At 43.2% G+C, this 24,676-nt stretch carries 21 protein-coding genes; 2 read left to right on the top strand and 19 right to left on the bottom strand.

Annotated features, from left to right (window positions below; genetic code table 11):
• Nucleotides 1–182 precede the first annotated feature (182 nt).
• The 3 genes from VQ00_RS01125 to VQ00_RS01115 form a co-directional block, all read right to left on the bottom strand.
• Nucleotides 183–893, bottom strand: a complete 711-nt coding sequence (locus VQ00_RS01125; protein WP_046178297.1) for a LytR/AlgR family response regulator transcription factor — start codon at nucleotides 891–893, stop codon at nucleotides 183–185.
• Between the two features lie 18 nt (nucleotides 894–911).
• The gene (locus VQ00_RS17575; protein ID WP_082091416.1) at nucleotides 912–4,223 is read right to left on the bottom strand and encodes a substrate-binding domain-containing protein; all 3,312 of its coding nucleotides are present in this window, start codon (nucleotides 4,221–4,223) and stop codon (nucleotides 912–914) included.
• 188 nt (nucleotides 4,224–4,411) lie between these two features.
• The gene (locus tag VQ00_RS01115) at nucleotides 4,412–5,245 is read right to left on the bottom strand and encodes a VOC family protein (protein WP_046178296.1); all 834 of its coding nucleotides are present in this window, start codon (nucleotides 5,243–5,245) and stop codon (nucleotides 4,412–4,414) included.
• 376 nt (nucleotides 5,246–5,621) lie between these two features.
• Between VQ00_RS01115 and VQ00_RS01110 the strand changes: the two genes are divergently transcribed.
• Nucleotides 5,622–6,311, top strand: coding sequence for a TerC family protein (locus VQ00_RS01110; RefSeq protein WP_046178295.1), 690 nt, complete (start codon nucleotides 5,622–5,624; stop codon nucleotides 6,309–6,311).
• A gap of 251 nt (nucleotides 6,312–6,562) precedes the next feature.
• Here VQ00_RS01110 and VQ00_RS01105 read toward each other — a convergent pair whose 3' ends face one another.
• Both VQ00_RS01105 and VQ00_RS01100 read right to left on the bottom strand, forming a co-directional pair.
• A complete protein-coding gene (locus VQ00_RS01105) occupies nucleotides 6,563–6,865 on the bottom strand; it encodes a Dabb family protein (RefSeq protein ID WP_172645535.1) in 303 nt (100 codons plus the stop codon).
• A 62-nt stretch (nucleotides 6,866–6,927) separates the two neighbouring features.
• Nucleotides 6,928–7,914, bottom strand: coding sequence for an aldo/keto reductase (locus VQ00_RS01100; RefSeq protein ID WP_046178293.1), 987 nt, complete (start codon nucleotides 7,912–7,914; stop codon nucleotides 6,928–6,930).
• 575 nt (nucleotides 7,915–8,489) lie between these two features.
• Between VQ00_RS01100 and VQ00_RS01095 the strand changes: the two genes are divergently transcribed.
• On the top strand, nucleotides 8,490–9,095 hold the full coding sequence (locus tag VQ00_RS01095) for a hypothetical protein (RefSeq protein WP_046178292.1): 606 nt from the start codon (nucleotides 8,490–8,492) through the stop codon (nucleotides 9,093–9,095).
• Nucleotides 9,096–9,506: 411 nt separating this feature from the next.
• On the opposite strand, the gene VQ00_RS01090 is transcribed toward VQ00_RS01095, so the two are convergent.
• The 14 genes from VQ00_RS01090 to VQ00_RS01020 all read right to left on the bottom strand — a co-directional run bounded on the left by VQ00_RS01090 (nucleotide 9,507) and on the right by VQ00_RS01020 (nucleotide 24,673).
• On the bottom strand, nucleotides 9,507–10,682 hold the full coding sequence (locus VQ00_RS01090) for an MFS transporter (protein ID WP_046178291.1): 1,176 nt from the start codon (nucleotides 10,680–10,682) through the stop codon (nucleotides 9,507–9,509).
• A 59-nt stretch (nucleotides 10,683–10,741) separates the two neighbouring features.
• Nucleotides 10,742–11,842, bottom strand: a complete 1,101-nt coding sequence (locus VQ00_RS01085; RefSeq protein WP_046178290.1) for an ABC transporter ATP-binding protein — start codon at nucleotides 11,840–11,842, stop codon at nucleotides 10,742–10,744.
• A 107-nt stretch (nucleotides 11,843–11,949) separates the two neighbouring features.
• On the bottom strand, nucleotides 11,950–12,834 hold the full coding sequence (locus tag VQ00_RS01080) for a PucR family transcriptional regulator (RefSeq protein WP_046178289.1): 885 nt from the start codon (nucleotides 12,832–12,834) through the stop codon (nucleotides 11,950–11,952).
• Nucleotides 12,835–12,954: 120 nt separating this feature from the next.
• On the bottom strand, nucleotides 12,955–13,977 hold the full coding sequence (locus VQ00_RS01075; protein WP_046178288.1) for a Gfo/Idh/MocA family protein: 1,023 nt from the start codon (nucleotides 13,975–13,977) through the stop codon (nucleotides 12,955–12,957).
• A gap of 819 nt (nucleotides 13,978–14,796) precedes the next feature.
• Nucleotides 14,797–15,882: a Gfo/Idh/MocA family protein gene (locus VQ00_RS01065; RefSeq protein ID WP_046178286.1), complete on the bottom strand. Its 1,086-nt coding sequence runs from the start codon at nucleotides 15,880–15,882 to the stop codon at nucleotides 14,797–14,799.
• Nucleotides 15,883–15,895: 13 nt separating this feature from the next.
• A complete protein-coding gene (locus VQ00_RS01060) occupies nucleotides 15,896–16,657 on the bottom strand; it encodes a sugar phosphate isomerase/epimerase family protein (protein WP_046178285.1) in 762 nt (253 codons plus the stop codon).
• Between the two features lie 51 nt (nucleotides 16,658–16,708).
• Nucleotides 16,709–17,710 carry a LacI family DNA-binding transcriptional regulator gene (locus tag VQ00_RS01055; RefSeq protein WP_046178284.1) on the bottom strand — a complete coding sequence of 334 codons (1,002 nt, stop codon included), beginning with the start codon at nucleotides 17,708–17,710 and terminating at the stop codon, nucleotides 16,709–16,711.
• Between the two features lie 136 nt (nucleotides 17,711–17,846).
• On the bottom strand, nucleotides 17,847–18,815 hold the full coding sequence (locus tag VQ00_RS01050) for a sugar phosphate isomerase/epimerase family protein (RefSeq protein ID WP_046178283.1): 969 nt from the start codon (nucleotides 18,813–18,815) through the stop codon (nucleotides 17,847–17,849).
• A gap of 145 nt (nucleotides 18,816–18,960) precedes the next feature.
• Nucleotides 18,961–19,998, bottom strand: coding sequence for a Gfo/Idh/MocA family protein (locus tag VQ00_RS01045; protein ID WP_046178282.1), 1,038 nt, complete (start codon nucleotides 19,996–19,998; stop codon nucleotides 18,961–18,963).
• A 17-nt stretch (nucleotides 19,999–20,015) separates the two neighbouring features.
• The gene (locus tag VQ00_RS01040; protein ID WP_046178281.1) at nucleotides 20,016–21,041 is read right to left on the bottom strand and encodes a Gfo/Idh/MocA family protein; all 1,026 of its coding nucleotides are present in this window, start codon (nucleotides 21,039–21,041) and stop codon (nucleotides 20,016–20,018) included.
• Between the two features lie 5 nt (nucleotides 21,042–21,046).
• Nucleotides 21,047–21,766, bottom strand: a complete 720-nt coding sequence (locus VQ00_RS01035) for a ThuA domain-containing protein (protein WP_046178280.1) — start codon at nucleotides 21,764–21,766, stop codon at nucleotides 21,047–21,049.
• Nucleotides 21,763–22,797: a LacI family DNA-binding transcriptional regulator gene (locus VQ00_RS01030; protein WP_046178279.1), complete on the bottom strand. Its 1,035-nt coding sequence runs from the start codon at nucleotides 22,795–22,797 to the stop codon at nucleotides 21,763–21,765. The genes VQ00_RS01035 and VQ00_RS01030 overlap by 4 nt, the downstream gene beginning before the upstream one ends.
• 191 nt (nucleotides 22,798–22,988) lie before the next feature.
• Complete coding sequence (locus VQ00_RS01025; RefSeq protein ID WP_046178278.1) at nucleotides 22,989–23,813, bottom strand: carbohydrate ABC transporter permease; 825 nt, start codon at nucleotides 23,811–23,813, stop codon at nucleotides 22,989–22,991.
• Nucleotides 23,813–24,673 (bottom strand): carbohydrate ABC transporter permease, encoded by an 861-nt coding sequence (locus VQ00_RS01020; protein WP_046178277.1) that lies wholly within the window; start codon nucleotides 24,671–24,673, stop codon nucleotides 23,813–23,815. The genes VQ00_RS01025 and VQ00_RS01020 overlap by 1 nt, the downstream gene beginning before the upstream one ends.
• Nucleotides 24,674–24,676: the final 3 nt, after the last annotated feature.

Here is a 24,676-nt window from a genome sequence, read left to right as displayed (position 1 = left end):
ATTTAGCTATAACCGAATTGTAACCGCATTCAAATTTAGTGTCTAACCGCTTTCAGACATGATTTTCTTCCACTCGACAAGATATTTTCTAGTTTCAGACTTAAAAATTATCCTTTTAAACAAAAAAAGCAAAAAATTTAAAAAAATAAAAAAACCCAGCAGCGTGTGCTGAGTTGATTGGTTCATAATGACTTATATCGTTGCAATTCATCGATTTTGTGCTTTGAAACCCTTGCCGTATTGTTATAATCTTGAAAATATGCTTTATACATTTGACCCGCTGCTTCAATTTTGGTTAAAAGCCCCACGTTAATGATATAGGATCTATGAGATGCGATAAATCTGGAGTCAAGGGCCCCTTCCAGGCTGGCTAACGCTTCATTTGTTTCGAAATTATTGTTCTTTGTATGAATGACAGATTTACGGTCTATTCTTTCTATAAAAATAATGTCATCAAGCGGAATAAAAAGGATATTTTTCTGTTGTTTAATCATTAAATTCTTTTTAACAGACTGCTCTTTATCAGCTTTTATATTCCCAGCTTGTGCGGCCCTCTCTAAAGCACTATATAAACGATTTCGCTCAATTGGCTTTAAAATATAATCAACAGCCCTTACACTAAATGCTTCGAGTGCATAATCATCATGGCCAGTAATAAAAATAACCTGCAAGGATGGAAAAAGTTCTTTACATGCTTTCACTGCTTCCATCCCATTCAATAAAGGCATTCCAATATCCACTAAAGCGACATCCGGTTTTTCTTTCGTCACATACTTTATTAACTCTTCACCGTTCGCGGCTTCTCCAATAATTTTATAATTAGGTAAACTGCCGATGAAATACCTTAACAGTTTTCTGGAGGCAGCATCATCGTCAGCGATTAATACTTTCATCTGGTAATCCCCTTTTTCTTAAGCATTTCCTTGATCCGCAGCTTTTTGAATGATATGTGGCGCCTCTTCGTTATAAACTAGTTTCCAGGCGTCCAGGACATTTTCTTTCGTTACTCTTAAAGCTGGTACTGCCACATAGGACGGCGCCTTTTTTCCAATAAGCGCATACCCTGCAAGGATGGCTTCAGCGACTCCCTGCTGGTATGGAAGCTGCGCACCCAATCCCTTGATTAGTCCGTCGCGGGCAATTTCTGCTGCCACATTCAGGCCCAAATCGACCGTCGTGATGACCAAATCATTTCTTCCTGCAGCACGGGCCGCTGCTAAAGCTCCTTCCGCTGGTACATCCCATACAGCAAAGATACCATTCAAATCCTTATGTTTAACAATCATGGCAGAAGCCGCTTTTTGCCCATCATTCGGCCCCTCAATTCCGACACGCTCCACAATCTGAATTTCGGGATATTTTTCTTGTATCGTTTTTTCAAATGCTTCGGTTCTTTGTTTGGTTGCAAAAAAATCATATTTATGGTAAATAACCCCAACAATTCCTTTTCCACCTAATTTTCCAGCCATAACATGAGCCGATTCAATGCCGTTTCCATAGTTGTCAGCGGACACAACACTAACGTAATCTTTTCCATGCTGCAGGTTCTTTGGTATATTGTCCATGAACACCAGCTTTATATCGGCTTGAGCTGCTTTTTTATATATGCCTGCCATCCGTGCCGGGTTTACAGGAATACTCACAAGAATATCCGGCTTTTTGGTTAAAATGTTTTCAATATCAGCTACTTGCTGTTCCCAATTAAATTGCGCATCCGTTACAGCTGTGATCTTAATCCCCATTTTTTCAAAAGTGGCTTTCACCCCTTCCACTTGAGACCTTGACCAATCACTTCGGGCATAGTGCATTGCGATGGCTGCCTTATATTTCTTTTCCTTAATTTTTTTCAAGTCTTCTAAAGATAATTGAAGTGTTTTTGCTGAGACAGCCTCTTCTCCATACGGTCCAGTGCTTAAAATTTTATGATCCGGGATATTTTGATAAATTGTTTTATTTAACGTTTCCCGTATGACTGTCAAAAACTCTTTTATATTTATAGGCTTCGTCACATAGTTATCGAATCCCTTAGCTAACGCATATTGAATATCCTGCGGCATTGCATTGGCACTTACAGCAATAACGGCAATATCTTTTGTTTGTTCATTCCTTTTTAGCATGTCAAAAATTTCGTACCCATGAATATCGGGGAGGTTAATATCCATCAAAACCAAATCCACTTTTTCCTTCGCTGCCATTTCTACTCCTTTTTTTCCAGTAAGGGCTGATAGGAGCGTAAAGGACGGCTGCGATTTTATGATGTTGCTCACTAACTGAAAATTGGCCTCGTTATCTTCAATATAGAGCAAGCGATAGTGATCTGTCTTCTCATCTTTCGCTGCAGGAGGTTCCACCTGTTCATCCCACCGCATAACAGCTTTTAAATTAGGGGGAACAGGCAGACAAAAAGAAAAGTCACTGCCTTTTCCTTTTGTGCTTGTCACGCTGATTTCTCCTCCCATTAAGTGTACGAGCTGTTTAACGAGAGACAAGCCGATACCTGTACCTGCTTCCTTTGTGTCTCGAATTCGATAAAATGGGACAAATACTTTTTGATATTCTTCTTTTGAAATCCCTATACCTGTATCCACGATATGCACAACCTGCTCGCTGCCTTCCTGCCAGCAGGCGATGCTTATTTCTCCATAATCCTTATTATATTTAATGGCATTGTCCAGAAGGTTAAGAAGGATTTGTTTAAGACGAATCGGATCAGCATGAACTAAGGTGTTTTGAAAGGGATTTATTTGGTTATCTATACTTATGTTCTTTTTCTTTGCCAGCGGCTGGACAATATTGATACATTCGTTCATAACGGCAAGAAGGTTAACCTCCTCTATAGAAACTTTCAAATTTCCTGTTTCGATTCTCGATACATCCAATACTTCGTTTACTAACTGTAATAAATGTCTTCCTCCGTTCAAAATTTCCTGTACAAAGTCATGCTGTATTTCGGTCAAGTCCTCTTCCATTTCCAGAAGCTGCGCAAAGCCAAGAATGCCATTTAGCGGCGTACGAAGCTCATGGCTCATTTTAGACAGGAAGTCCGATTTTGCTGCATTTGCTTTTTCGGCTTCTTCTTTTGCATGGATAATCATTTTTTCCATTTTATTACTCTCGGTTATATCTTCAAAATCCCACAAGTATCCACCATTCCCGTTTCCCTCATTAAGTGGAACACAGTTGTAGCACAGTATGGTATTTTTGTTGATTTCAATTTCTTTTGTTATTCTTGGCTGACCCCCGCGCTTTTCAATTTCCACCTCTTCCATTTCTTTGTCAAAAAGAGAATGTAAATCCGGAGCATACTGTCCAATATATAAATCAATCCCGCCTTCTAACCTGAACAGTTCATAAAACTTTTTGTTCATGAGGCTAATCTTTTTATCCCGATCTGTCACAATGACTCCTCTGTCCAGCTGATCAATCAAATTGCGCTGAAAAGCGTACGAATCTATTAACTTTCTTTCCTGTTCTTTTTGAAGTGTAATTTCGGAAAGTGTCACAAGAGCTGCTTCCTCGTACTTATCCGGTAATTTAAGCGGGTTTGAATTGACAGAAAACCACTGTGTTCCATTATTTTCATCTTTCACTCCTAATACAAAATTTTCAACAGGAATGCCATCTTTCTGAGTAATGACATCTAGCAGCTCTGCATAAGGAATCGGAATGCCATTTTCTTTTATATACTCCCGCTCTAATCCTGCCATAGAAGCTTCAGTAAAATCACCTATTTCAATCCCGAATATTTTGTTTGCGCTTTCATTGAGTGTAGTGATTTTGCCGCCTGTTTCGATCAGTACCGCTTCAGACATCGTTTCAAGCACTGTGCGATATAAATTTTCTTTTTGGCAAATGTCTTCTTCCATCTTTTTTCTTTTTGTAATATCAATACAAGTTCCAACTACTTCAATGACTTTTCCTTCTGAAAACAAAGGCCTCAAATATGTCACGTACTGTATCCCTTTGTAGTTACTTTCATATTCGACAAAGTGACCCTTCCAAGCTTTTTTGTAATATGTAATTAATGAATTGGCAATGTCAATGTTGTCTGAATACAATTCATATAATGTTTTTCCAATAAGACCTTCTGGATGAAAATTTATTTTATAAAGTAATTCACCTTCAGAAAATGTATGGATAAATTCGTTATTTTTACGTATAAACTTAAAAATCATACCTGTATCCTGAAAGCCTGCCTGTGAAACATGTCCAGAATTCTTCATTCGTTTCTCTCCTTGCTCGTTAAAAGAATGTAATCCACATTCATTCTTCCATGCTCTTTTCCAGCCAACTTAATTAGGCTCCTTATTATTTTATTTTCCCCATTATAAACTTGTCTTTCTTGGTAAGTCTAATGGCACATGCTTGCTTTCCTTATAAAAAGGTTCCTCCGCTGGGAGGAACCTTTTTCTTACACAATCAGGTGAATTTGGTTGCCGGACGGATCTTCCGTAACATACTCGGTCACGGCTGCTCCTATTCCTTTGAGCCTTGCCACCGCTTCTTCTCTTGCTTCTTCACTCGGAAACACAAGCGTGTACCAATTCAGTCCAACGCTGTTTTGGGCTGGACGCGGAGCACCGACGCCTTGCCACGTATTCAAGGCAATGTGATGATGGTAGCCGCCCGTTGACGTGAAAATCGCCTGCGGATAGTGGCTGACCACTTGAAACCCAAGCCCCTTTATATAAAAGTTTTCCGCTTCTGAAATGTTCGAGACATGCAGATGAATATGCCCGATGATTGTACCCTCCGGAAGACCGATAAATTCTTCGTCGCTTTCCGCTAAAAGGCTGTCCCCATCAAGCTGAACCGTTGCCATATCCACAAATCCATCGTTCCACGTCCATTCCGAAGACGGCCGGTCGCGATAAATTTCAATACCATTGCCGTCGGGATCATCAATGTAAATCGCTTCACTCACGTAATGATCCGCCGCGCCAAATCGCTGGCCCGTTTGCAGCAAATGGCGCAAAAAGACAGCCAAATCTTTCCGTTCCGGCAGCAAAATTGCAAAGTGATACAAGCCGGCTGTCCGTCCCTGCTTCGGCAGAACGCCGTGCGGCTGCTCCAGCGTTACAAGTACCGTTTGTCCATCCGCGGTCAACACAGCCTGCCGCTCCGATTGGTTTAATACATTTAATCCAATGACGTTTGTATAAAAATCAATTGAACGTGCCAAATCCGTCACGTTTATATTCACTTCCCCAACAAATACATTCGGTTTTTCATGAAAACGATCCATGCTTGATTCTCCTTTTTGTTACCTTTTTTATTTTAGTTACTTTATGTAACTTATTATAAAAATAAATTATATAAGAAGTCAAGCAACAGCTGCAAAAAGCAGTAAATTTATGAGCACCAGACATAAAAACAAATAAAAAGATACTTTTTTTCCTGTCCCTCACCTGCTATAATAAAACAGATAAAGTATAACCAACTGAATATCGCCTTCATCCGTAAAGGGGAGTAGCGTCAGAGAACTGAAATAAAGTCGTCATTACGTGGGATACCTTCCGCCGGCTTTATTGACCTAATTTATTTAGTGTTTAGCGAGACCTTTGCCATATTTCATGTGGCAGAGGTCTCTTTTATTTTGGAGAAAAAAAGGAGCTGGGAGAATGGAAACAGAATTTTTAACCGCTTTATTTGCCATTATAATGATTGACCTCGTTCTCGCCGGTGACAATGCCATTTTAATTGGCCTCGCTGCGCGGAAACTCCCAAAAGAACAGCAAAAAAAGGTGATTTTTTGGGGAGCAGTCGGTGCGATCATCATCCGCATGATTGCCACACTGTTGGTTGTTTATTTATTAGAACTTCCCGGCCTGCGTTTAGTCGGCGGTATCCTGCTTATCTGGATTGCCTACAAACTTCTTATTGAGGAAGAAGAGCATGAAGTAACAGCCGCTGATTCATTATGGGGCGCCATTAAAACGATCATTATTGCAGATGCATTAATGGGGCTTGATAATGTTCTTGCTGTTGCAGGCGCTTCTCACGGAAACTTCCTGCTTGTCATGATCGGCCTGCTTGTTTCAATCCCTATTGTTATGTGGGGCAGCACCATTATTTTAAAAATGATCGAACGGTATCCAATTATCATCACAATCGGTGCCGGCATTCTCGGCTGGACAGCGTCTAAAATGATCGTCGGAGAACCGTTTATGCATGATTATTTCACCAATCCATTTGTAAAGTATGGGTTCGAACTTGTTGTTGTTGCCGGCATTTTGCTCGCTGGTACACTGAAACAACGCAGAATTGAACGAGCGAAAAGCGATATTACTATAGAAGAAAATACTTTGTAATTTGTACCGTCAATGTTTAAGAAAGTCGTTCTTTTACTCAATGTGCCATACGTCGTCATTTGAGTTTGGCCGCCTTATATTCATCCGACTCAAGTGAACGTTGAAATACAAAAGAGGCTGCCTCCGAAACGGAGACAGCTTCTTCTTTTTTAGTTCATACATGTCAGTATCATTTATATTTTCACGCTTCTTCACTTGAATTTTCTCAATCTCATCCCATTTCTTTAAGTGCTGATCAAGATCAAACAGGCTTATAAAATCTCATAATCCACAACAATAACATTCTCAATGACACCATCCAGAGAGGAAATAAACGCCTGGTGCAGCGGGTGCGGCAAATAACGGTCAAGCGCTTTCTTACTTTCAAACGTGATACGCAGTCCAAGCGTGTATCCTTGAATTTGCTCCACTTCTTCGGTGGTATTTAAACCAGCCGTCAGTTCGACGATTCCATCGATCTTCTCTTTAAATGCTAACAGCTGCTGAAGAAGCTCCTGCTGCTTTCCATCTGTGATGTGCTCGTTAAATTTAAACGTTACTAAGTGTTCGTACATATTCAAGCTTATCTTTCCCTTCTCTTGTGATCTCATACTATCTTTAATTGAAATATCGGCTTTTATAAATTAACACCTTTCATTCCGCTTTCCGGATAACGAAGGCCGGCAGCCGCTCCTTTTGGCGCAATATCATTAATTGCAGCAAGCTCCTGTTTTGAGAGTGCCACATTTACCGCTTCTACGTTTTCTTCTAAATACTTGCGTTTTTTCGTTCCTGGGATCGGCACAATATCATTCCCTTGGGCAAGCAGCCAGGCAAGTGCTAATTGTGAAGTCGTGCATCCTTTTTCTTTTGCCATCTCTTCGATTTTTTTCACAAGTTCAATATTTTTGTCAAAGTTCTCTCCCTGAAATCTTGGTGAAAAGCGGCGATAATCATCTTCTGCCAAATCGTCAAATGTTCGAATCTGGCCTGTCAGAAAACCTCTGCCAAGCGGGCTGTATGGAACAAATCCGATTCCCAGCTCCCGAACTGCCGGTAAAATATCATCCTCCACATCACGGCTCCATAAAGAATATTCTGTTTGAAGGGCAGAAATAGGATGTACATCATGTGCTTTTCGAATCGTATCAGACGCTGCTTCAGAAAGACCTAAATATCTCACTTTGCCTTCTTTTACAAGGTCTGCCATCGCACCCACTGTTTCTTCAATTGGGATATTCGGATCGACACGATGCTGATAATACAAATCGATATAATCTGTTCCCAACCGGCGCAGACTTTTTTCACATGCTTCTTTTACGTACTCCGGTCTTCCATTTACACCTAAAAAGGCACCATCTTCACCGCGCACATTTCCAAACTTTGTGGCGATAATGACCTGATCCCGTCGGCCTTTTATTGCCTGTCCAAGCAGTTCTTCGTTTTGTCCGACTCCGTACATATCAGCTGTATCCAAAAAAGTCACACCAAGCTCCAATGCATGCTTAATGGTTTTGATTGATTCCTCATCATCACGCCCACTGTAAAAATCCGACATCCCCATGCAGCCTAAACCAAGAGAAGAAACTTCCAGACCTTGTAATCCTAATGTCCTTTTTTTCATCATTCTTCACTCCAATCCTATTTTTTCAATCCAATACCTCTATTCCCTTTTCAGATAGATATATGCAAAGAAAATCGACCTATGTAAGAAAATGGAATTGGTTTTCGCTGCATTTTTACCAATAACTTTCTAAGGTTTTCATTCTTGCCGTTTTTTACCACAAGCCGGCCATTTGAAACACCGATATCCATTATGATATGCGCCATTCATTTCCACTCCAAATCATTTTTATATTGGCGGGAATAAGTATAATAACGGCAGAATAACTCCTAATAACAGGGTAAACCAGCCATCATACTTAAAAATTCCGCTACGAATCCCTCCATCAATTTACAATCATTATCGTGTAAACGCCTCCATCTACTTTCATCTTGCTTGTTTTGAATATGCTTTCTGCTTCATTTCGGAAAGGATAACTAAGCAGGTAATATTTTAAATAACTATACAACAAAAGCGGTCGAATTTCTTCTGTCGCTTGTACTGTTTCCAGTTAATTTGTATAAATCTGATTTGTTCATCGGCAACTCGGGCATTCTAAATGGGTACATCTGCAGATAATGTTTAGGAGGAATTGGATGTTCGGCTTAGCCGACTTATTCTCATTAGCCATCTCGGCATTTATCATATTACCCACAGTCGTTTTTTTACGCGAAATGGGCTATCTGATTGTAAGTATTGTATTTGGAGTGAAAAATCCCCGTGTGACAATTGGTTCAGGGCCCCGGTTGTTTCAACTCGGTATATTTGATGTCCGGAAATATTATCATTTATCTAGCTGGTATTCCTATGATTCCTTAAAAAGAGAAGGAAGGGCTGCGTATGTCTTGCTCTATGCCGGACCCATCTTGGTCAATACAATAGCGGCGTTGACGATTAATACAATGCTTGCAAATGGATTATTAGAAGAGTACCGGACGTTCTGGGATCGATTTGTATTTTATGCTTTTTACTTTGTTTTATTTGATATTGTGCCAATGAAAACCGTAAACGGTATGCCCAATAACGGCTTTATCATTTATGAAATGCTGCGGTATGGAAAGCGGATCGACTACAATCAAGAGCCTTTTCTCCCCTCCACTTCTGAAGTTGAGGAGGAGTACCAGGAAGAGATAAAGAAAATAAAAGAGGTCAAGAAAGAAATGAAGAAAAAGGACAAAGAAAGCTCTCATCCAAAAAAATAAACGTTTAGGCATATCCTGAACCGTTGTCTATCGCAGCCTTACAGTTAAAATGAAAAAAGCCTGTGCCAGATTCCGGCATAGGCTTCTCTCATTCCCCTTGTGAAGCGGGAATTGCTGGAGAAGATCTGCTTACTTATTCAGCAGTCAACTCTGCCTAATCGCAGGAACCGCTAAATGGATTCAGTCGGCGGGTTTTTACACTTCGCCGCTTTAAGCAAATCATTCATCCTGTACAGTCCATAAAATGTTGAAATGCTGTTGAAATTCATTTCAAACTTGATGGAACAAAGGCGGTTAAACAACTTTTTCATCCGATTACTTAATCTGGATGCTGCATTTGCCTTTGCGGCTTCCTTATGGATGCCTCTGTACTTATTAACTACCCGCTTCACTCAAAATGAAACCGTTTTTTTAAACTTTTTTCAATAATTCTTCATCTTTTTTTCTGCCGGATTGATCATAGAGAACAAGCCCAATACAGCCAGCGAATGCGAACCAGCCAAGAAGCTGATACATGGCGGCCGCGCCGCCTGTCCAATCAATAATCCAGCCGCCTCCGAGCGAGCCAATGATACCAGATAAGCCGAAAAAGGCGGAAATGAATACCATTTGCCCGGTCGCGAGAAATTCATCCGGCATGATTTTTGTGACAATTTGAAATGTACATAAATAAAACACACCGAACGTCAAACCATGCAGCGGCTGGAGCAAAATGATGTGAATTGGCTCTGTTGCCAAAGCGTACAGCATCCAGCGCACACCATACAAAGCAGCCGCAATAATAACAAAGGTCATATTCCGTTTAAACCAGCGGATCCAATAGGCACTGAACATAAAAATCATCGCTTCCGACGCGACGCCCATAAACCAGGCGAGCCCGATTTGTGATTCGGTGCCACCGAGTTCCGTCACATATAAACCAATGAACATATCATTTGCCCGGTGTGTGATCGTCACGAGCATAATGATCAGCAAGAACCATAAAAATGACGGCCGGCTAACGATTTTGGCGGCTTCTTTCATATTAATAATCTTAGCGGATGCAGTTACATCGCTAATTTTTTGTATGACAACAAACGTTATAATGGCGTATGTAAGGAATAAATAAAATAAATATCCAAGACCCAGTTGTCCTAAAATAAATCCGCCGAGCAGGGATGTCAACGCAAACCCTACTGATCCCCACATCCGGATCTGGCCAAATTGAACGTGGTGCAGAACGGCTGTTTTTTGCGATAAACTGTCTCCAAGCGCACCAATGGGTGACTGAAATGAAAAGAAAATCGCCGCAATAAAGAGGAGCATCCAAAACGAGTCTGCTTGAAACAAAAAGAAACTCATGAAAATCAATCCGCCGGAGCAAATCATCACCATGCGCTTGACCGTTTTATATTTATCGCTCATATATCCCCAAAATGGCTGCGAAAAAAGGGCGGTAAACGGACCGATGGCCATGAGCCAGCCAATTTCCGAAGCAGACAGTCCTTTTTCCTGAAAATAAGACGGTAAAAAGGTAGCGGTCATCGCCACAGATGAGTGAAAAAAGAATAAAAACAGGCTGAGAAACAAAACCGGCTGTTTTTTCATATGTATATCCTCCAAAGTAGAAAAGCAGGAAGCGGTAGTCACTTCCTGCCTAAAATCGATTATGGGCGAATCCGCACTTCTGATGTAGCGTCAAAGAAATGCGCTTTGTTTAAATCGAACGCAAGCTGAATTTTTTCGCCTGCCATAATGTCGAGACGTGAATCAAGGCGTGCTACAAAGCTTTGACCTTCAATTTCAGAATAGACCATGATTTCTGCACCGAGAAGTTCAGATACAGAAACTTCCGCATCAAACGACGTATGTTGGGACGCTTCCAGGAAAATCAATTCATCATGAATATCTTCCGGCCGAACACCGAGAAGAATTTGTTTGCCTACATACCCTTGGTCACGCAGGTAGCGCATTTTTCCTTCTGGCACGTCAAGTGATTTCGAACCGATTTTCACAAATCCATCGCCAAGCTCTGCGTTAAAGAAGTTCATTGGCGGTGAACCGATAAAGCCGGCTACAAACGCGTTTTCTGGATTCTCGTATACTTCTTTCGGTGAACCGATCTGCATGATCTTGCCGGCTTTCATAACAACGATACGTGTTGCCATCGTCAATGCTTCCGTTTGGTCATGCGTTACGTAAATTGTCGTCGTCTGCAAACGCTGATGAAGTTTAATAATTTCAGAACGCATTTGTACGCGAAGTTTCGCATCCAAGTTGGAAAGCGGCTCATCCATTAAGAATACTTTTGCATCACGGACAATCGCACGACCGAGGGCAACACGCTGACGCTGACCGCCGGATAATGCTTTCGGTTTCCGTTTCAAATAATCTGTCAAACCAAGAATTTGAGCTGCGTTATCAACGCGCTGCTTAATTTCTTCTTTCGGCATTTTACGAAGCTTTAAGCCGAATGCCATGTTATCATAAACTGTCATGTGCGGGTAAAGTGCGTAGTTCTGGAACACCATTGCGATATCGCGGTCTTTTGGTGCCACATCATTTACACGGCGGTCGTCAATGTAGAAATCACCTTTTGAAATTTCTTCAAGACCGGCAATCATTCGAAGTGTGGTAGATTTCCCACAGCCAGATGGGCCAACAAAGACGATAAACTCTTTATCTTGAATGTGAAGGTTGAAATCCTCAACCGCTGTTACATCTCCATCATATACTTTATAAATATTATTTAATTGAAGTTCTGCCATTTTTCATTCCTCCTGTAACCGTTTTCTTATTTTCATTGTATTCGCTTACAAGGGAAATAAAAATGGACAGGGTGCACAAAGATAACTCTATCATATTGTGCACGTTGTCATTTTTTCGTGCTCATTAAACAAATCATATAAATGAGCAGCGCACCTTCGTACGAACGAACATCGATGCCGGTCCGGTCAATAAACTTGTCGATCCGGTACTGGAGACTGTTGCGGTGCAGATGCAGCTGTTTGGCCGTTTGACTTACATTTAAGTGATTTTGAATAAATAATTGAAGCGTGTTCCGCAAATCATCATCTTCATGAAACAATTCCTGTTCTCCGGCAAAAAAACGACCTAGTTCTTCACCGCATTGCGATAAAAATAAATGCGGCACTACCATTTCTATCGTTGTCACTTTTTGCCCTGGGATAAATAGCGCCGCTTTACGAGCCGCTTCCATTTCATTCTCATAGACAGTTTTCAATGAATCTTTGGCCGTTGAAAAACGGCCGGCAAATAACCGCCCTGCCATGTAAAAGTCACCGGCAAGTACATCTAAAAACGTCTGTGCATCTTCTTTTTGAATCGGGTAATCGGATTCTTCTTCTATTAATATGCAGTCTTTTTCTCCAGTCCAAACGACGAGGAGTGCATGATCAAAAAATGTATCGACTGCTTCAAAAAAACCGCTGCGGTCGTTCTCGGACAGCTTGACATATAAAAACCGCACCCGCTCTTCCTTCACCGCTGGGCATTCTGCGCCGTTCAGGAGAAAATCCCACCATGCCTGTTCACGGGCAGACAGCTGGCTTTGCCGCTGCTCACGCTCAATGGGCATAAAAAAATGAGAAAGCAGCTGTTGTTCTTTATTTGTTACATCTTCTTTCGGGATCGAAATGTAACGATTTTGTCCTTTATCGTAATAGTGATGGCGTGACTCATCCGCCCCGGGTCTCTCCGTGATCACAGCTCTTTCGTATATTTCTTCAATGTTATTCATTCCCGCTGCCTCTTTTCAACAAGCAACCCCATCTGCATCGTGCAGATGACGTTCACGATTCTCTTCTATTAGTATACCGAATTTTCGATAAAAGCTCCTGTATGAGAAACTCTATTCTTTTCAGTGGGAAAGCATCACTTTTTTGCCTGTTTTCGCGCTTTCCAACGCACCAAACACCATTTCCATGCTTTTAATGTTATCCCGGCAATCCGTCTCAGCGAATCGATTTTCCTCAAGCGCTGCAAACATTTCATCCAGGCAGCCCGCATGTCCTTCCTTTCCTGTCCAAAGGTTCTCTGCTGTTTCTATCTGCACTGGATGAATAAACTCTGCTGGTTTTGAGGGATCTTTTATTTCCAGCACTGGTGACGTTTCTCCGTCCCATATGGCGCTGCCCTTTGTTCCCGTAATCCGCCAATCGGCATCCCACGATGTTTTATGACCATCTGCGCACCATGAACCGCGGTATGAAAACACCGAGCCGTCACTCATTTCAAAAATGCAGATAGCTGACGCATTTCCCTCGTACCACGATCCCGGTGGATTGTATTCATGACAATAAACGAACACCGCGTCCGCTCCTGTTAAAAACCGGGCCTGATCAAATGTATGAATGGCCATATCAACGAGCAGCGGGCTGTCCATCTCTTCACGGAATCCACCAAAACGCGGACCTATAAAAAAGTCAGCATGAATCGAACCAATTTTGCCAATTTTATTGTCAGCCAGCAATTGCCGAAGCGTCCGGATCTGCTTCGTATACCGTCGATTTTGCATGATGGAATAGTTCTTTCCCGTTTTCTCTGCTGTTTCGACTACTTCTTTTGCATCTTCAAGAGTTTCAGCAATCGGCTTTTCCCCTATTACATGATACCCTGACCGCAAAGCGGTTGTGACGACTTGCTTATGCGCAGCCGGGATGGTCACATCAATGACCAAATTCCCGCCTGTATCCGCCAGTGCCTGAGATAAATCCATGTAACACGGCACTTCCAGCCCTTGCCGATCGGCCATAGACTGCGCCGCTTCAACATTCACATCAACAAGCGCGATAATGTCTGCATTTTCACGCGTTTTTATATAGTCAATCCATGTATTAGCCATACTGCCGCATCCGGCAACGACTGCTTTGTACTGGTTCATTTTTTTCTCTCCTTTATTTGAAAGAAATTTTATTAATCGACAATGATGTGAACGAGTAGCACATCTATTTTGAATTAGTAAGTGGACAGATCCGTTGTTTTGATGAATATTTCCGACTATATAAGTTGAATAAAGATTCTTCCTCTAGAAAACAATGGCTGTTTGGGCTATTGCGTTTCGTATCGGTGCAGGGATGATCACCGATTTGTTTTGGAATCCATCCTGACCATCAATTCCTTATGTGCGCAGGCATTGGGCTATCTTGTGAGGAATGCCTGCCGATTTTGAACAGGAGCCGACAGGTGAAGCCGGCCGGACTTCGCGTTCCACGGGCAGTCCGGCATTCCTTAGCTGCGCCTGCGGGATCTGCTGATTCACTGTACGTCCCGCAGGCTTCACCAAGTGGTTTTTGAAAAGCAGTGCGTGTTCAAGCTCGTACGTTTTGCTCTTTAAATCGGGCATCGTTTCGTTTTAAGCCGAAGCCTGCTAGTCCAGCACTTTTCTGCTTTCCACTTACCCGTCAAAACGCAGAGGCGGTGGGACTGCTGTGGGACTAGCGGGCTCAGCGCCTGCCCCACGGAACGCGAAGCCATGCGCCCGCTGCCATTTCGGCTCCCGTCAAAAGCAGCAAGCCAAAACGGCTCTCACACAAAAGTAACTGTAAAAAGTGTTATGAAGTTGTTTTTTGTGATGCAGGCCACTCGTTAGAGGAGTTGATCAGTCACCGTGTGGCAGAAGGAAAAATGATCAGGTCAACTTATATAGTTGCAGAAAAGAGCCCCTGCACAGCAAGGGACTCTTATGGTTTATCATTTATTTTTAAAACGATGCGGATTTTTCTACTAAGTTTGGCTTTTCACATGTGCTATCCATCTGGTAATGCTGCCCGTAATCTGAAGAATGATGAATGCCATGCATGATTTCAAGCACGTGATAGGCCATATCACCGTTCGCACGCGGCGTTTCTCCTGATTCAATTGCTTCCGCCATTTCAGCCAGGCCAATGCCCCGCGCATTTTCTGGCAGCTTCGTTTCAGGTTTTATTTCTTTCCATTCCTCTTCCCCATGCTTTTTCATGAGCACCGGCAAATGAAAGCAGTTCGGGTCTGGCAGACTGATCGTGCCTTCTTCCCCGTAAATTTCAATAAACGGCGTACGAGCGGCAGCGACGTCAAAACTCGTTGTGATGGTCGCGGTGGCACCCTGCTCAAAATCAAGAATGCCGGTCACGTGCGTCGGCACCTGCACGACGATTTTCTCCCCGTATTTCGGTTCACTCGTAATCATTCGCTCCGGATAGGTGATGCGGGCTGATCCGGTCAGACGCTTCACCGGACCGAGCAGGCTGACAAGCGCCGTTAAATAATATGGTCCCATGTCATACATAGGTCCGCCTCCTGCATGATAAAAAAATTCTGGATTAGGGTGCCAGGACTCTGGTCCACGTGACATCATAAAAGCGGTCGCACCAACAATTTTGCCGATTGCTCCATCTTCTATTAAATGTCCGGCGAGCTGGATGCTGCTTCCTAAAAAAGTATCGGGCGCTGACCCGGCTATCACGTTATACTCTGCCGCTTTTTCAATGATTCGTTTACCGTCTTCGAGTGTAATAGCGAGCGGTTTTTCCGAATAGACATGTTTTTTCTGTTCAACCGCCCGGACTGCTACATCGGCATGTGCATGCGGAACCGTTAAATTCAGGACAATGTCAATGTCCGGTGACTCAATTAATTCATCAACTTCCATCACATTCGGCACACCATGCTTGGCTGCTGCTTCTTCCGCTTTCGCACGGTCAAGATCCGCACATGCCACTATGGTAAATGACTTGTAATGCCTGCTGTTTTCCAAGTAAATACCGCTTATATTGCCGCAGCCGATGAGCCCAACATTTAGTGTCATCCGGTCTCTCTCCTTACTTCGCAGCCACATGCGGCAGTTTTGTTTTTAAATAATTCAAGCTGATTTCAATGCTTTCAAACGGTGTACGTCTCGAGACATCCTGCTCGACGACCCACCATTCTACATTTGTCTGCTCCGCCGCTTCAAGCACTGCTTCGATGTTAACGCCGCCTGTCCCAAGCTCCGCGAAAAATTGTTCATCGTCCATTGTCATGTCTTTTAAGTGGATAAGAGGTGTCCGGCCCGCGTATCGCTTGATCCAGTCAACGGGCTGCTCGCCTGCTTTTGTCAGCCAGTAAATATCAAATTCAGCCGCCGCATTTGTTTCATCTAAAATCGTATGGAGCGCTGTCCGTCCATCTGCGAGTTTTTCCAGTTCAAAATCATGATTGTGGTAGCAAAGCGTGATCCCTTCTTTTTGGCACACTTCCTCCGCTTCTTTTAAGGTTAAAAGAAGTTCCTGATAATCCGCTTCACTGCGCTGTTCAGGAAACAGGTACGGGCAGACAACGTAACGGCTGCCGATCACTTTTTGTTCTTCAATGACCTGATTAAGGTTATTTTTTATGTCATCAAGCGGAATATGGCTTGAAGCCGCCTTTAATCCATATTCATCAAGCAGCGCTTTTACCTCTTGTGCACTTAATCCGCCGAATCCCGCAAACTCAACCCCATCATAACCAAGCTCTGCTACTTTTTTTAACGTTCCGGCAAAATCTTTTTCGCTTTCTTCACGCAATGTAAATAGTTGTACAGCTACTGGAATAGTTTTCATTTTTCTTACCTCCCATTTTGTAATCGATTACATTTTATGAATAAATGCGGTTCATTTTTGATGATACCCGCATGATTCCCTAATTTTAAATTCACTTTCAATTACATATTGCTGCTGAGAAGACATATGTCCATTGATAAGCTGATACAGCACTTCCATCGCTTTTTTGCCCATTTTTTGAAGCGGCTGGGCAATCGTCGTGAGCGCCGGATTCATAACGGCTGAAAACTTAATATCATCAAAACCCGCTACCGCCACATCCTCCGGTACACGGTATCCGTTTTCTCTCAATGCCTGGATCGCGCCAAAAGCCATTTCATCACTTCCACAAAAAAGAGCGGTCGGCGCATTTGGCTGATTCATCATTTTCATACAAAGATCGCAGCCGGATTGAATGGAGTAATCCCCTTCCTCAATAAATGAATCCTGTATTGTGATTCCCGCTTCAGTCAAGGCCAGCTTATAGCCATTTAAGCGGTCGCGGCTGACCGATGCCCGGAGTGTCCCGCCGATAAAGCCGATGTTTGAATGTCCCATTTGAATAAAATGGTTCGTTATCTGTTTTCCGCAAGCCACATTATCAATTGAAATAGTCGGCACCTGGATGCCTTCTACATAGTCAGATGCAATGACGACCGGATAGTGGTCGGCAATGTCCTGCCACACTTTTTCATCCAGCTGAACAGAAAGCAAAATTAAGCCGTCGACCTGTTTTTGTTTTAGCTGATCAATATAGCCTTCTGTTTTTTTCGAATCGCCATTTGTATTGCCAAGCAGTACCTGATAGCCGCATTTCCCTGCTTCTTCATCAATTCCGGCAATCATCTCCGAAAAGACGAGATTATTTAAATTAGGTGCTACAACGAGCAGTGTACCAGTTTTATTTATGCGCAAATTCCGGGCGAGCATGTTCGGCTGATAGTCGAGCTGTCGAATCGCATCGTATACTTTCTTTTGTGTAGCTTCTTTTACCGCGTCCGGGCTTCGCAATACTCTTGAAACCGTCGCCGTTGAAACGCCGGCTAGTTCTGCCACATCACTCATTTTTGCCATTTTTTTCTCCTTAAAATGTAAACGATTACACTTATATGGCTATTTTATCTTTTTTCACTTTACTTTGCAAGCGTTTTCTATTTGGATACTAAAAAGGGTTCCTGCCTCAAATTTCTGAGACAAGAACCTTTTCTTTTTACGCCCACCACATCTCGCCCGCAGAATCGCGAATGAGGACTTCGTTTAAGTTTTTAACTGCACGGCTGAAACCTTCATCAATCGACATGAGCGCATCTTCATGCTCAATGCTGACGACGTAGTCATAGTTGTACATGCGAAGTGCACTCATCATGTCTGACCATTCCTGCAGGCTGTGGCCACATCCGACACTGCGGAACGTCCATGCGCGTGACTGTACGTTTCCGTACGGCTGCATATCCGTCAAGCCGTACATATTGACATTGTCCTGATCAATGTACGTGTCTTTCGCGTGGAAATGATGAATTGCACCCGCTTTACCAAGAATTTTAATCGCGGCAACCGGATCGATCCCCTGCCACCACATATGGCTCGGATCAAGGTTGGCACCGATAGCATCGCATGTTTCTTCGCGAAGCTTCAGCATTGTATATGGTGTATGCACGAGAAAGCCTCCGTGCAGCTCCAGGCCGATTTTCACATTATGGCTTTTCGCGAGCTCACCGATTTCTTTCCAATACGGAATTAATTTGTTTTCCCATTGCCACGAAAGGATGTCGCCGTATTCTGCCGGCCATGGCACTACCGGCCAGTTCGGCTGCTTCGCATCGTCAGAATCACCCGCTGTCCCAGAGAAAGTGTTGACAACCGGTACGCCGAGGAGCGATGCCAGCTTGATCGTTTTGCGGAGCACCGAATCGGATTCTTCCGCAAATGCTTTGTCAGGTGTAAGGGGATTACCGTGACAGCTGAATGCACTAATCGAGAGGCCTCGTGATGTCACTGCTTCAAGATAGTCCGCCCGCTTCTCTTCATCTTCAAGTAATTCATCAAGTGGACAATGCGCGTTGCCAGGATAGCAGCCTGTACCAATTTCAACAGCATCCAAGCCCGATGCTTTTACATGATCAAGCATGTCTTCAAATGATTTGTTGCTGAAAAGAACTGCAAATACACCTAGTTTCAAGTTAATCGCTCCTTTTTTAATGTCTTGCTCCAGGCGCCATCGGCTCGAGGACTCACAGGATGTGAGTCACAAAGTCGTTGCGGCGTGATGCCGCACTCTTAGACTTTGTTCTAAGCCGAAAGACGAGCACCTTGCGCTTTTCTTTTTATCTAATTTTAACGCTATTTCCAATTTTAGCACTTTCATAAACAGATTCAATAATGCTTGACACATACATGGATTCTTCCGGGCTCGACATTGGCGTGCTTTCACCAAAGCAGCAAGAAACAAAATGTTCCGCCTGCAGGATTGCAAATGGTTTTTCTTCTGGAATCCAAGCAATGTCGGAATTAACCAGAACACCGTTTTCCGCCTTATTCACACGAAGCGGGAACACCTCAATACCACCTTTTGTACCGGAAATACTGATCGTCTCTTCGTCTTTTGGAATGTTCGCCGCCCATGACGTTTCAAGCATAACGACTGCGCCGTTTTCAAGCCGGATGAACGCAGTCGCGTGGTCTTCCACTTCAAATGTCGCCGGATTGATTGTTCCCCATTCATTCACCATATCTTTTTGCATACTTAAATGGTTAAAGGTTGTTCCGCTTACTTCATAAGGTTTCGGGCTGCCTGTCAGCCACATAGCTAAATCGAGCAAGTGACAGCCGTAGTCAATAAGGGCGCCCCCGCCTTGCAGGTCACGGTTTGTAAAAACTCCCCAGCCCGGTACTTTCCGGCGCCGCATCGATTTTATCCGAATAACGAGCGGCTGGCCAATTTCACCACTATCAATGAGCCGCTTTGCTGCGCGTGATTCTTTCATAAACCGCCAGTGATAAGCAATCAGCAGTACCTTACCAGACTTTTCAGCGGCTGCCACCATTTCTTCGCATTCTTTTGTATTCAATGCCATTGGTTTTTCACACATGACATGAACACCGGCATTTAGTGCCTGTACAGCAGCAGGCGCGTGAAATTTATTCGGCGTGGTAATTAAAAGAGCATCAATTTTTCCAAGCATGTCGTCAAGACTCGTGCAAACATGTTCAACGCCAAATTTTTCGGCTGTTTCTTTTGCCCGCTCCGTATTTACATCCATAACGGCTGTAATCTCTGCTTCTTTCACGTGTTTAAAAGCGGGAATATGTCGTTCTGTCGCAATGCCGCCTGTGCCTAAAACGCCGATTCTCAGTTTTGTCATGTTGGTCACCTCATTGATTAAATACGGACGATTTGTTTTGTTTCACTTGACTCCAGTGCCGCTAAAATAACTTCGAGTGATTTTTTGCCTTCATTTCCGCATACAGGCGGGGTTTTGTCTTCTACAATACTGTTAATAAAATGTTCCACAACGTGTGTATCTGTTTGCTGGCCTTCTTCGTTTGACTGGATCGCCCCTAAGCTGTGGCGCTCGCTGTTGCCGTTTTTGTAATCGATAATAAGCGAATAATCCGGGTCATCTTCTAAACGCATTATGCCTTTTTCCGCATAAAAGACAGTTGAATTATCTTCGCCGCCGTTGTAAGACCAGCTTGCAGCCAGCGTACCGATAATGCCGCTTTCTGATTTTAAGATGCATACGGCATTGTCATCCACTGTGGAATTTGCTTTTGCAGATGTTTCCACGAATGCTGCTGCTTCCACAAATTCTTCGCCGATTAAAAAGCGGAGCAAATCGGTTTTATGAACACCAAGATCACCCATTGCGCCAATAAACGCACGCTCTTTATCAAAAAACCAGCTGTGCTCTCCGTCTGCACTCCACTGTTCCGGGCCACCGTGGCCAAATGCAGTGCGGAAGCTGTATATTTTGCCAAGCTCGCCGCTTTCAATGATGCTGCGCGCTTTTGCGTGAGAAGAAACGAAACGCTGATTGTGGCCGATCATTAGTTTTTTTCCGCTTTCATTCGCTGCTGCAATCATTGCTTCTGCTTCTTCATTTGATGTGGCCATTGGTTTTTCGCAAAGAACATGTTTGCCAGCTTTCAGTGCGGCAATGGAAACCGGTGCATGAAGAGAGTTTGGTGTGCATACACTCACTGCATCGATCTCTTCATTTTCTAAAAGTTCAGTGTAATCGACATACGCTTTTGCATTGTATTGATCCGCAAAGGCATGCGCACGCGCTGCAATAATATCACAAAAAGCGACGATATCTACATTGTCGTTCATTGCATATTCAGGAATGTGACGGTGCTTTGCGATGCTTCCGCATCCAATAATACCTACTTTAATTCTTGTCATTTTATTTATTCTCCTTTTAACGTTTCAATTGGTTGTGCGTTTCCGTATACAGGACGCTCCCGTTTCACAGGCGCTGCCCATTTTACTGCGTTTCGAATCACTTTCTGGACGTTTTCGTTATAGTATGTAGGGTGTGTTTCATGTCCAGGGCGGAAATAAAAGATTTTACCGTTTCCGCGTTTGTATGTTACGCCGCTGCGGAATACTTCGCCACCTTCAAACCAGCTCATAAAGACAAGCTCATCCGGTGCCGGAATATCAAAATGCTCGCCGTACATTTCTTCATGCTCGAGTTCAAAATATTCGCCGATGCCTTCTGCAATCGGGTGCGCAGGATCAATGACCCATACGCGCTCTTTTTCGCCTGCTTCGCGCCATTTCAAGTCACATGACGTACCCATCATTGTTTTGAATATTTTAGAAAAATGACCGGAATGAAGAACGATTAATCCCATTCCATCGAGCACACGCTGTTGTACTTTTTTTACAATTTCATCGTCAACTTCTTCATGTGCAACGTGCCCCCACCAGAGAAGTACATCTGTATTATTTAATACGTCATCCGTCAACCCGTGTTCCGCTTCATCCAATGTCGCTGTTTTAACAGTCCGGCCTTCTTCTTTTAGAAAACCGGCAATGACTTCATGAATACCGTCCGGATAAATGTCCTTAACCGTTTCATTCTTTTTTTCATGACGAAATTCGTTCCATACTGTAATATTCATATAATCGCCTCATTCCTCTTTGTTTTTTTGCATGACTCCCGTTCGACAATGGATGTCGGAACAAGAATATTCCGCTTCATCATACTTGGATTTTCTAAAAGATCAACAAGCGTTTTTGCTGCCTCAAAACCAAGCTGAAACGCATGAATATCAACCGTTGTCATCGGCGGACTTGAAAGCTCAGATAACATTGAATCCATAAACGTTGTAATCGCCATATCATCAGGTACACGGATCCCTCGCTCGTACAAGGCGGATAGCAGGCTCATAGCCATTAATTCATCTGTTGTGACAATCGCCGTCGGCCGTGGAGACATGTTCATCATCTCTGCAATCGTTTCACTGGCCGTATCTCTGGATATTTCTTTCCGGAAAAGCATTTTTGACTGAATATTTGCAAGCTTTAACGCCTGTTTATATCCTTGTTCACGATCTTTGTGCACTTCAAACCTCGGATCGCCTCCGACATATGCGATATGCTCGTGACCAGCCCGGATTAAATATTCAGTAATATTGCGCGCTGCCTTGACGTTATCATTATCCACATACATCACTTTATCTATATGATCCGTCGGTTTGCCAATCATCACAAATGGAAATTTCTGATCCAAGAGCAGCCGCAGTACTGGGTCATCATCCTGCGAATAAAGCATGATCATGCCGTCGACGCTTTTCCCTTGAACCATATTGACCACTTCACGGTAAATATCTTCATCCGACTCGCCGCTCGTCATTAAAATACTGTACTCTTTCTGGTGCAGCAAATCACTCATGCCTTGAAGCGCTGCCGGAAAAAACGGATCAGAAAGTGAATGCTTTGATGATGTTTTTCGGATAATGCCAATGGTTTGTGAAGACTGTGTCACAAGCTTTCTGGCCAGCAAGTTCGGGTGATAGCCAAGTTCCTGCATCACTTTTCTTACTTTTTCTTTCGTTTCCTGTGTGATTTTTGGATGATCCGCAATTACACGGGAGACGGTCGACGGTGCAACCTGCGCCTTTTTTGCGACATCTTTAATTGTTACAGCCATGACCGGTTCCTCCCTTTTCTTGTTTATAGTGCCATTTTTCAAAAAATAAGAAAGTATATTTCCTTGGACAGTGTCCAGCTTCAGGCGCCATCGGCTCGAGGTCATAAGCCAAGCCCTTCTGGAGGCAAAAAGCGCCTACACCAGTGCTCCTCTTATGCTTGTCGCCGATAAGCAGGCACCTTGCGCATTTCTTATTTTACCGCGCCATCAGATACCCCTTTAATGATTTGTTTTTGAGCAAACAAGTACGCAATGATTACTGGGATAATCGAAATGGTTAATCCGGCAAGCGCCAAATGCCATTGTTTCGTATACTGGCCGAAGAATAGGAATAATTTCAATGGAATCGTATCAGTGCCTGCACCGCTGATTACAAGTGATGGCAGGAGATAATCGTTCCAAATCCAGATAATATTCAAGATTGCAACCGTAATCGAAATCGGCTTCAGCATTGGCAGAATAATGTACCAAAATACCTGGAATCGGTTACAGCCATCGATTGTTGCAGCCTCATCAAGCGACTTTGAAATCCCTTTTAATGCCCCGTGGTATAAGAAAATGGACAAGCTGCACCCAAATCCAAGATACATAAAAATCAATCCGTAAAAATTTAGCGCATCCGCTTTCCCGAACAGAGCAACGAGCGGAATCATAACGGATTGAAACGGAATCAGCATCGCAGCAACAAAGAGGAAGAAAATCGCTCCAGACAGCTTGCTTCCATTACGTGACAATGCATAAGCTGCCATCGCCGAGAAAAAGAGGATAATCACAATACTGGCGACAGACATGAAAAGTGAATTCATAAATGTCTGCAAGAAGGCAAGTTCTTCAAACGCCTGCGTGAAGTTATCAAATGTCCATTCTGCTGGCAGCTTTAATGTATTTTGGAAAATTTCCAATTTTGTTTTAAAGGCATTGACAATCATCAAATAAAATGGGGAGAGCCAGAGAAGACCGAAGAGAATCCCTAAAACCTCGATGATTAATCGCTGTCTGGATTTTTTCTTTTCCATTACATCTCCACCTCCCGTTTTTTGTTAATGTACACTTGTGTTAATGAAATAATCGCCACGATGATAAAGAAGATAACGGCTTTTGCCTGCGCAGTTGCCATCATATTGAATTTAAATGCTGTATCGACAATGTCCATCGCGACCATTTTCGTTGAGTTAAATGGACCTCCATTTGTGAGTGACAAGTTTTGGTCGTAAATTTTAAATGCGCCGGAAAGCGTCAAGAACATACTGACAGTGAATGCGGGCATTACAAGCGGGAAGGTAATGTTACGGAATTTCTGCCACGGATTCGCACCGTCAATTTCCGCTGCTTCCAACAAGTCGCCTGGTACATTTTCCAAATAAGCGATGTAAATAACCATAATGTACCCAGCCATTTGCCAGCTCATGAGAATGACCATGCCCCAGAAACCTGTTGCAGAATCAGACAGCCAGCCTTGCATCCATTCAATGCCTGTTGCGCGGCCGATTGAGTCAAATACTTTTGTGAAAATAAACTGCCAGATAAACCCGAGAATTAAACCACCGATCAAGTTCGGCATAAAGAAAACCGTCCGAAGCAGGTTGCGTGATTTAATTTTTGATGTGACGAGCATTGCTAGTGCAAGCCCTAAAATGTTGACGACAATAACCGATGCAACCGAGAATTTCACGGTAAACCAAAGCGCGTCCCGGAACCCTTCATCTTTTAATAAGGTTACATAGTTGTCAAGTCCGAGAAACTGAGTGTAGCTGACTCCATTCCAATCGGTAAATGAATAATAAATGCCATATAGAAGGGGAAGGAGAACGACCGTTCCGAGAGCGAATAAGACGGGTGCGAGAAAAAGCCAGAAGGAAAGATCTTTATTTTTCATGCC

This window comes from Domibacillus tundrae (assembly GCF_000970675.1).
Classification (GTDB): domain Bacteria; phylum Bacillota; class Bacilli; order Bacillales; family Domibacillaceae; genus Domibacillus; species Domibacillus tundrae.
This window is presented reverse-complemented; position numbering and strand designations above follow the sequence as displayed.

What these genes read in the sequence shown, in the direction of transcription:
- VQ00_RS01125 (WP_046178297.1), bottom strand. Translation starts at nt 893, where the DNA reads ATGAAAGTATTAATCGCTGACGATGATGCTGCCTCCAGAAAACTGTTA.
- VQ00_RS17575 (WP_082091416.1), bottom strand. Translation starts at nt 4,223, where the DNA reads ATGAAGAATTCTGGACATGTTTCACAGGCAGGCTTTCAGGATACAGGT.
- VQ00_RS01115 (WP_046178296.1), bottom strand. Translation starts at nt 5,245, where the DNA reads ATGGATCGTTTTCATGAAAAACCGAATGTATTTGTTGGGGAAGTGAAT.
- VQ00_RS01110 (WP_046178295.1), top strand. Translation starts at nt 5,622, where the DNA reads ATGGAAACAGAATTTTTAACCGCTTTATTTGCCATTATAATGATTGAC.
- VQ00_RS01105 (WP_172645535.1), bottom strand. Translation starts at nt 6,865, where the DNA reads ATGTACGAACACTTAGTAACGTTTAAATTTAACGAGCACATCACAGAT.
- VQ00_RS01100 (WP_046178293.1), bottom strand. Translation starts at nt 7,914, where the DNA reads ATGAAAAAAAGGACATTAGGATTACAAGGTCTGGAAGTTTCTTCTCTT.
- VQ00_RS01095 (WP_046178292.1), top strand. Translation starts at nt 8,490, where the DNA reads ATGTTCGGCTTAGCCGACTTATTCTCATTAGCCATCTCGGCATTTATC.
- VQ00_RS01090 (WP_046178291.1), bottom strand. Translation starts at nt 10,682, where the DNA reads ATGAAAAAACAGCCGGTTTTGTTTCTCAGCCTGTTTTTATTCTTTTTT.
- VQ00_RS01085 (WP_046178290.1), bottom strand. Translation starts at nt 11,842, where the DNA reads ATGGCAGAACTTCAATTAAATAATATTTATAAAGTATATGATGGAGAT.
- VQ00_RS01080 (WP_046178289.1), bottom strand. Translation starts at nt 12,834, where the DNA reads ATGAATAACATTGAAGAAATATACGAAAGAGCTGTGATCACGGAGAGA.
- VQ00_RS01075 (WP_046178288.1), bottom strand. Translation starts at nt 13,977, where the DNA reads ATGAACCAGTACAAAGCAGTCGTTGCCGGATGCGGCAGTATGGCTAAT.
- VQ00_RS01065 (WP_046178286.1), bottom strand. Translation starts at nt 15,882, where the DNA reads ATGACACTAAATGTTGGGCTCATCGGCTGCGGCAATATAAGCGGTATT.
- VQ00_RS01060 (WP_046178285.1), bottom strand. Translation starts at nt 16,657, where the DNA reads ATGAAAACTATTCCAGTAGCTGTACAACTATTTACATTGCGTGAAGAA.
- VQ00_RS01055 (WP_046178284.1), bottom strand. Translation starts at nt 17,710, where the DNA reads ATGGCAAAAATGAGTGATGTGGCAGAACTAGCCGGCGTTTCAACGGCG.
- VQ00_RS01045 (WP_046178282.1), bottom strand. Translation starts at nt 19,998, where the DNA reads ATGACAAAACTGAGAATCGGCGTTTTAGGCACAGGCGGCATTGCGACA.
- VQ00_RS01040 (WP_046178281.1), bottom strand. Translation starts at nt 21,041, where the DNA reads ATGACAAGAATTAAAGTAGGTATTATTGGATGCGGAAGCATCGCAAAG.
- VQ00_RS01035 (WP_046178280.1), bottom strand. Translation starts at nt 21,766, where the DNA reads ATGAATATTACAGTATGGAACGAATTTCGTCATGAAAAAAAGAATGAA.
- VQ00_RS01030 (WP_046178279.1), bottom strand. Translation starts at nt 22,797, where the DNA reads ATGGCTGTAACAATTAAAGATGTCGCAAAAAAGGCGCAGGTTGCACCG.
- VQ00_RS01025 (WP_046178278.1), bottom strand. Translation starts at nt 23,813, where the DNA reads ATGGAAAAGAAAAAATCCAGACAGCGATTAATCATCGAGGTTTTAGGG.
- VQ00_RS01020 (WP_046178277.1), bottom strand. Translation starts at nt 24,673, where the DNA reads ATGAAAAATAAAGATCTTTCCTTCTGGCTTTTTCTCGCACCCGTCTTA.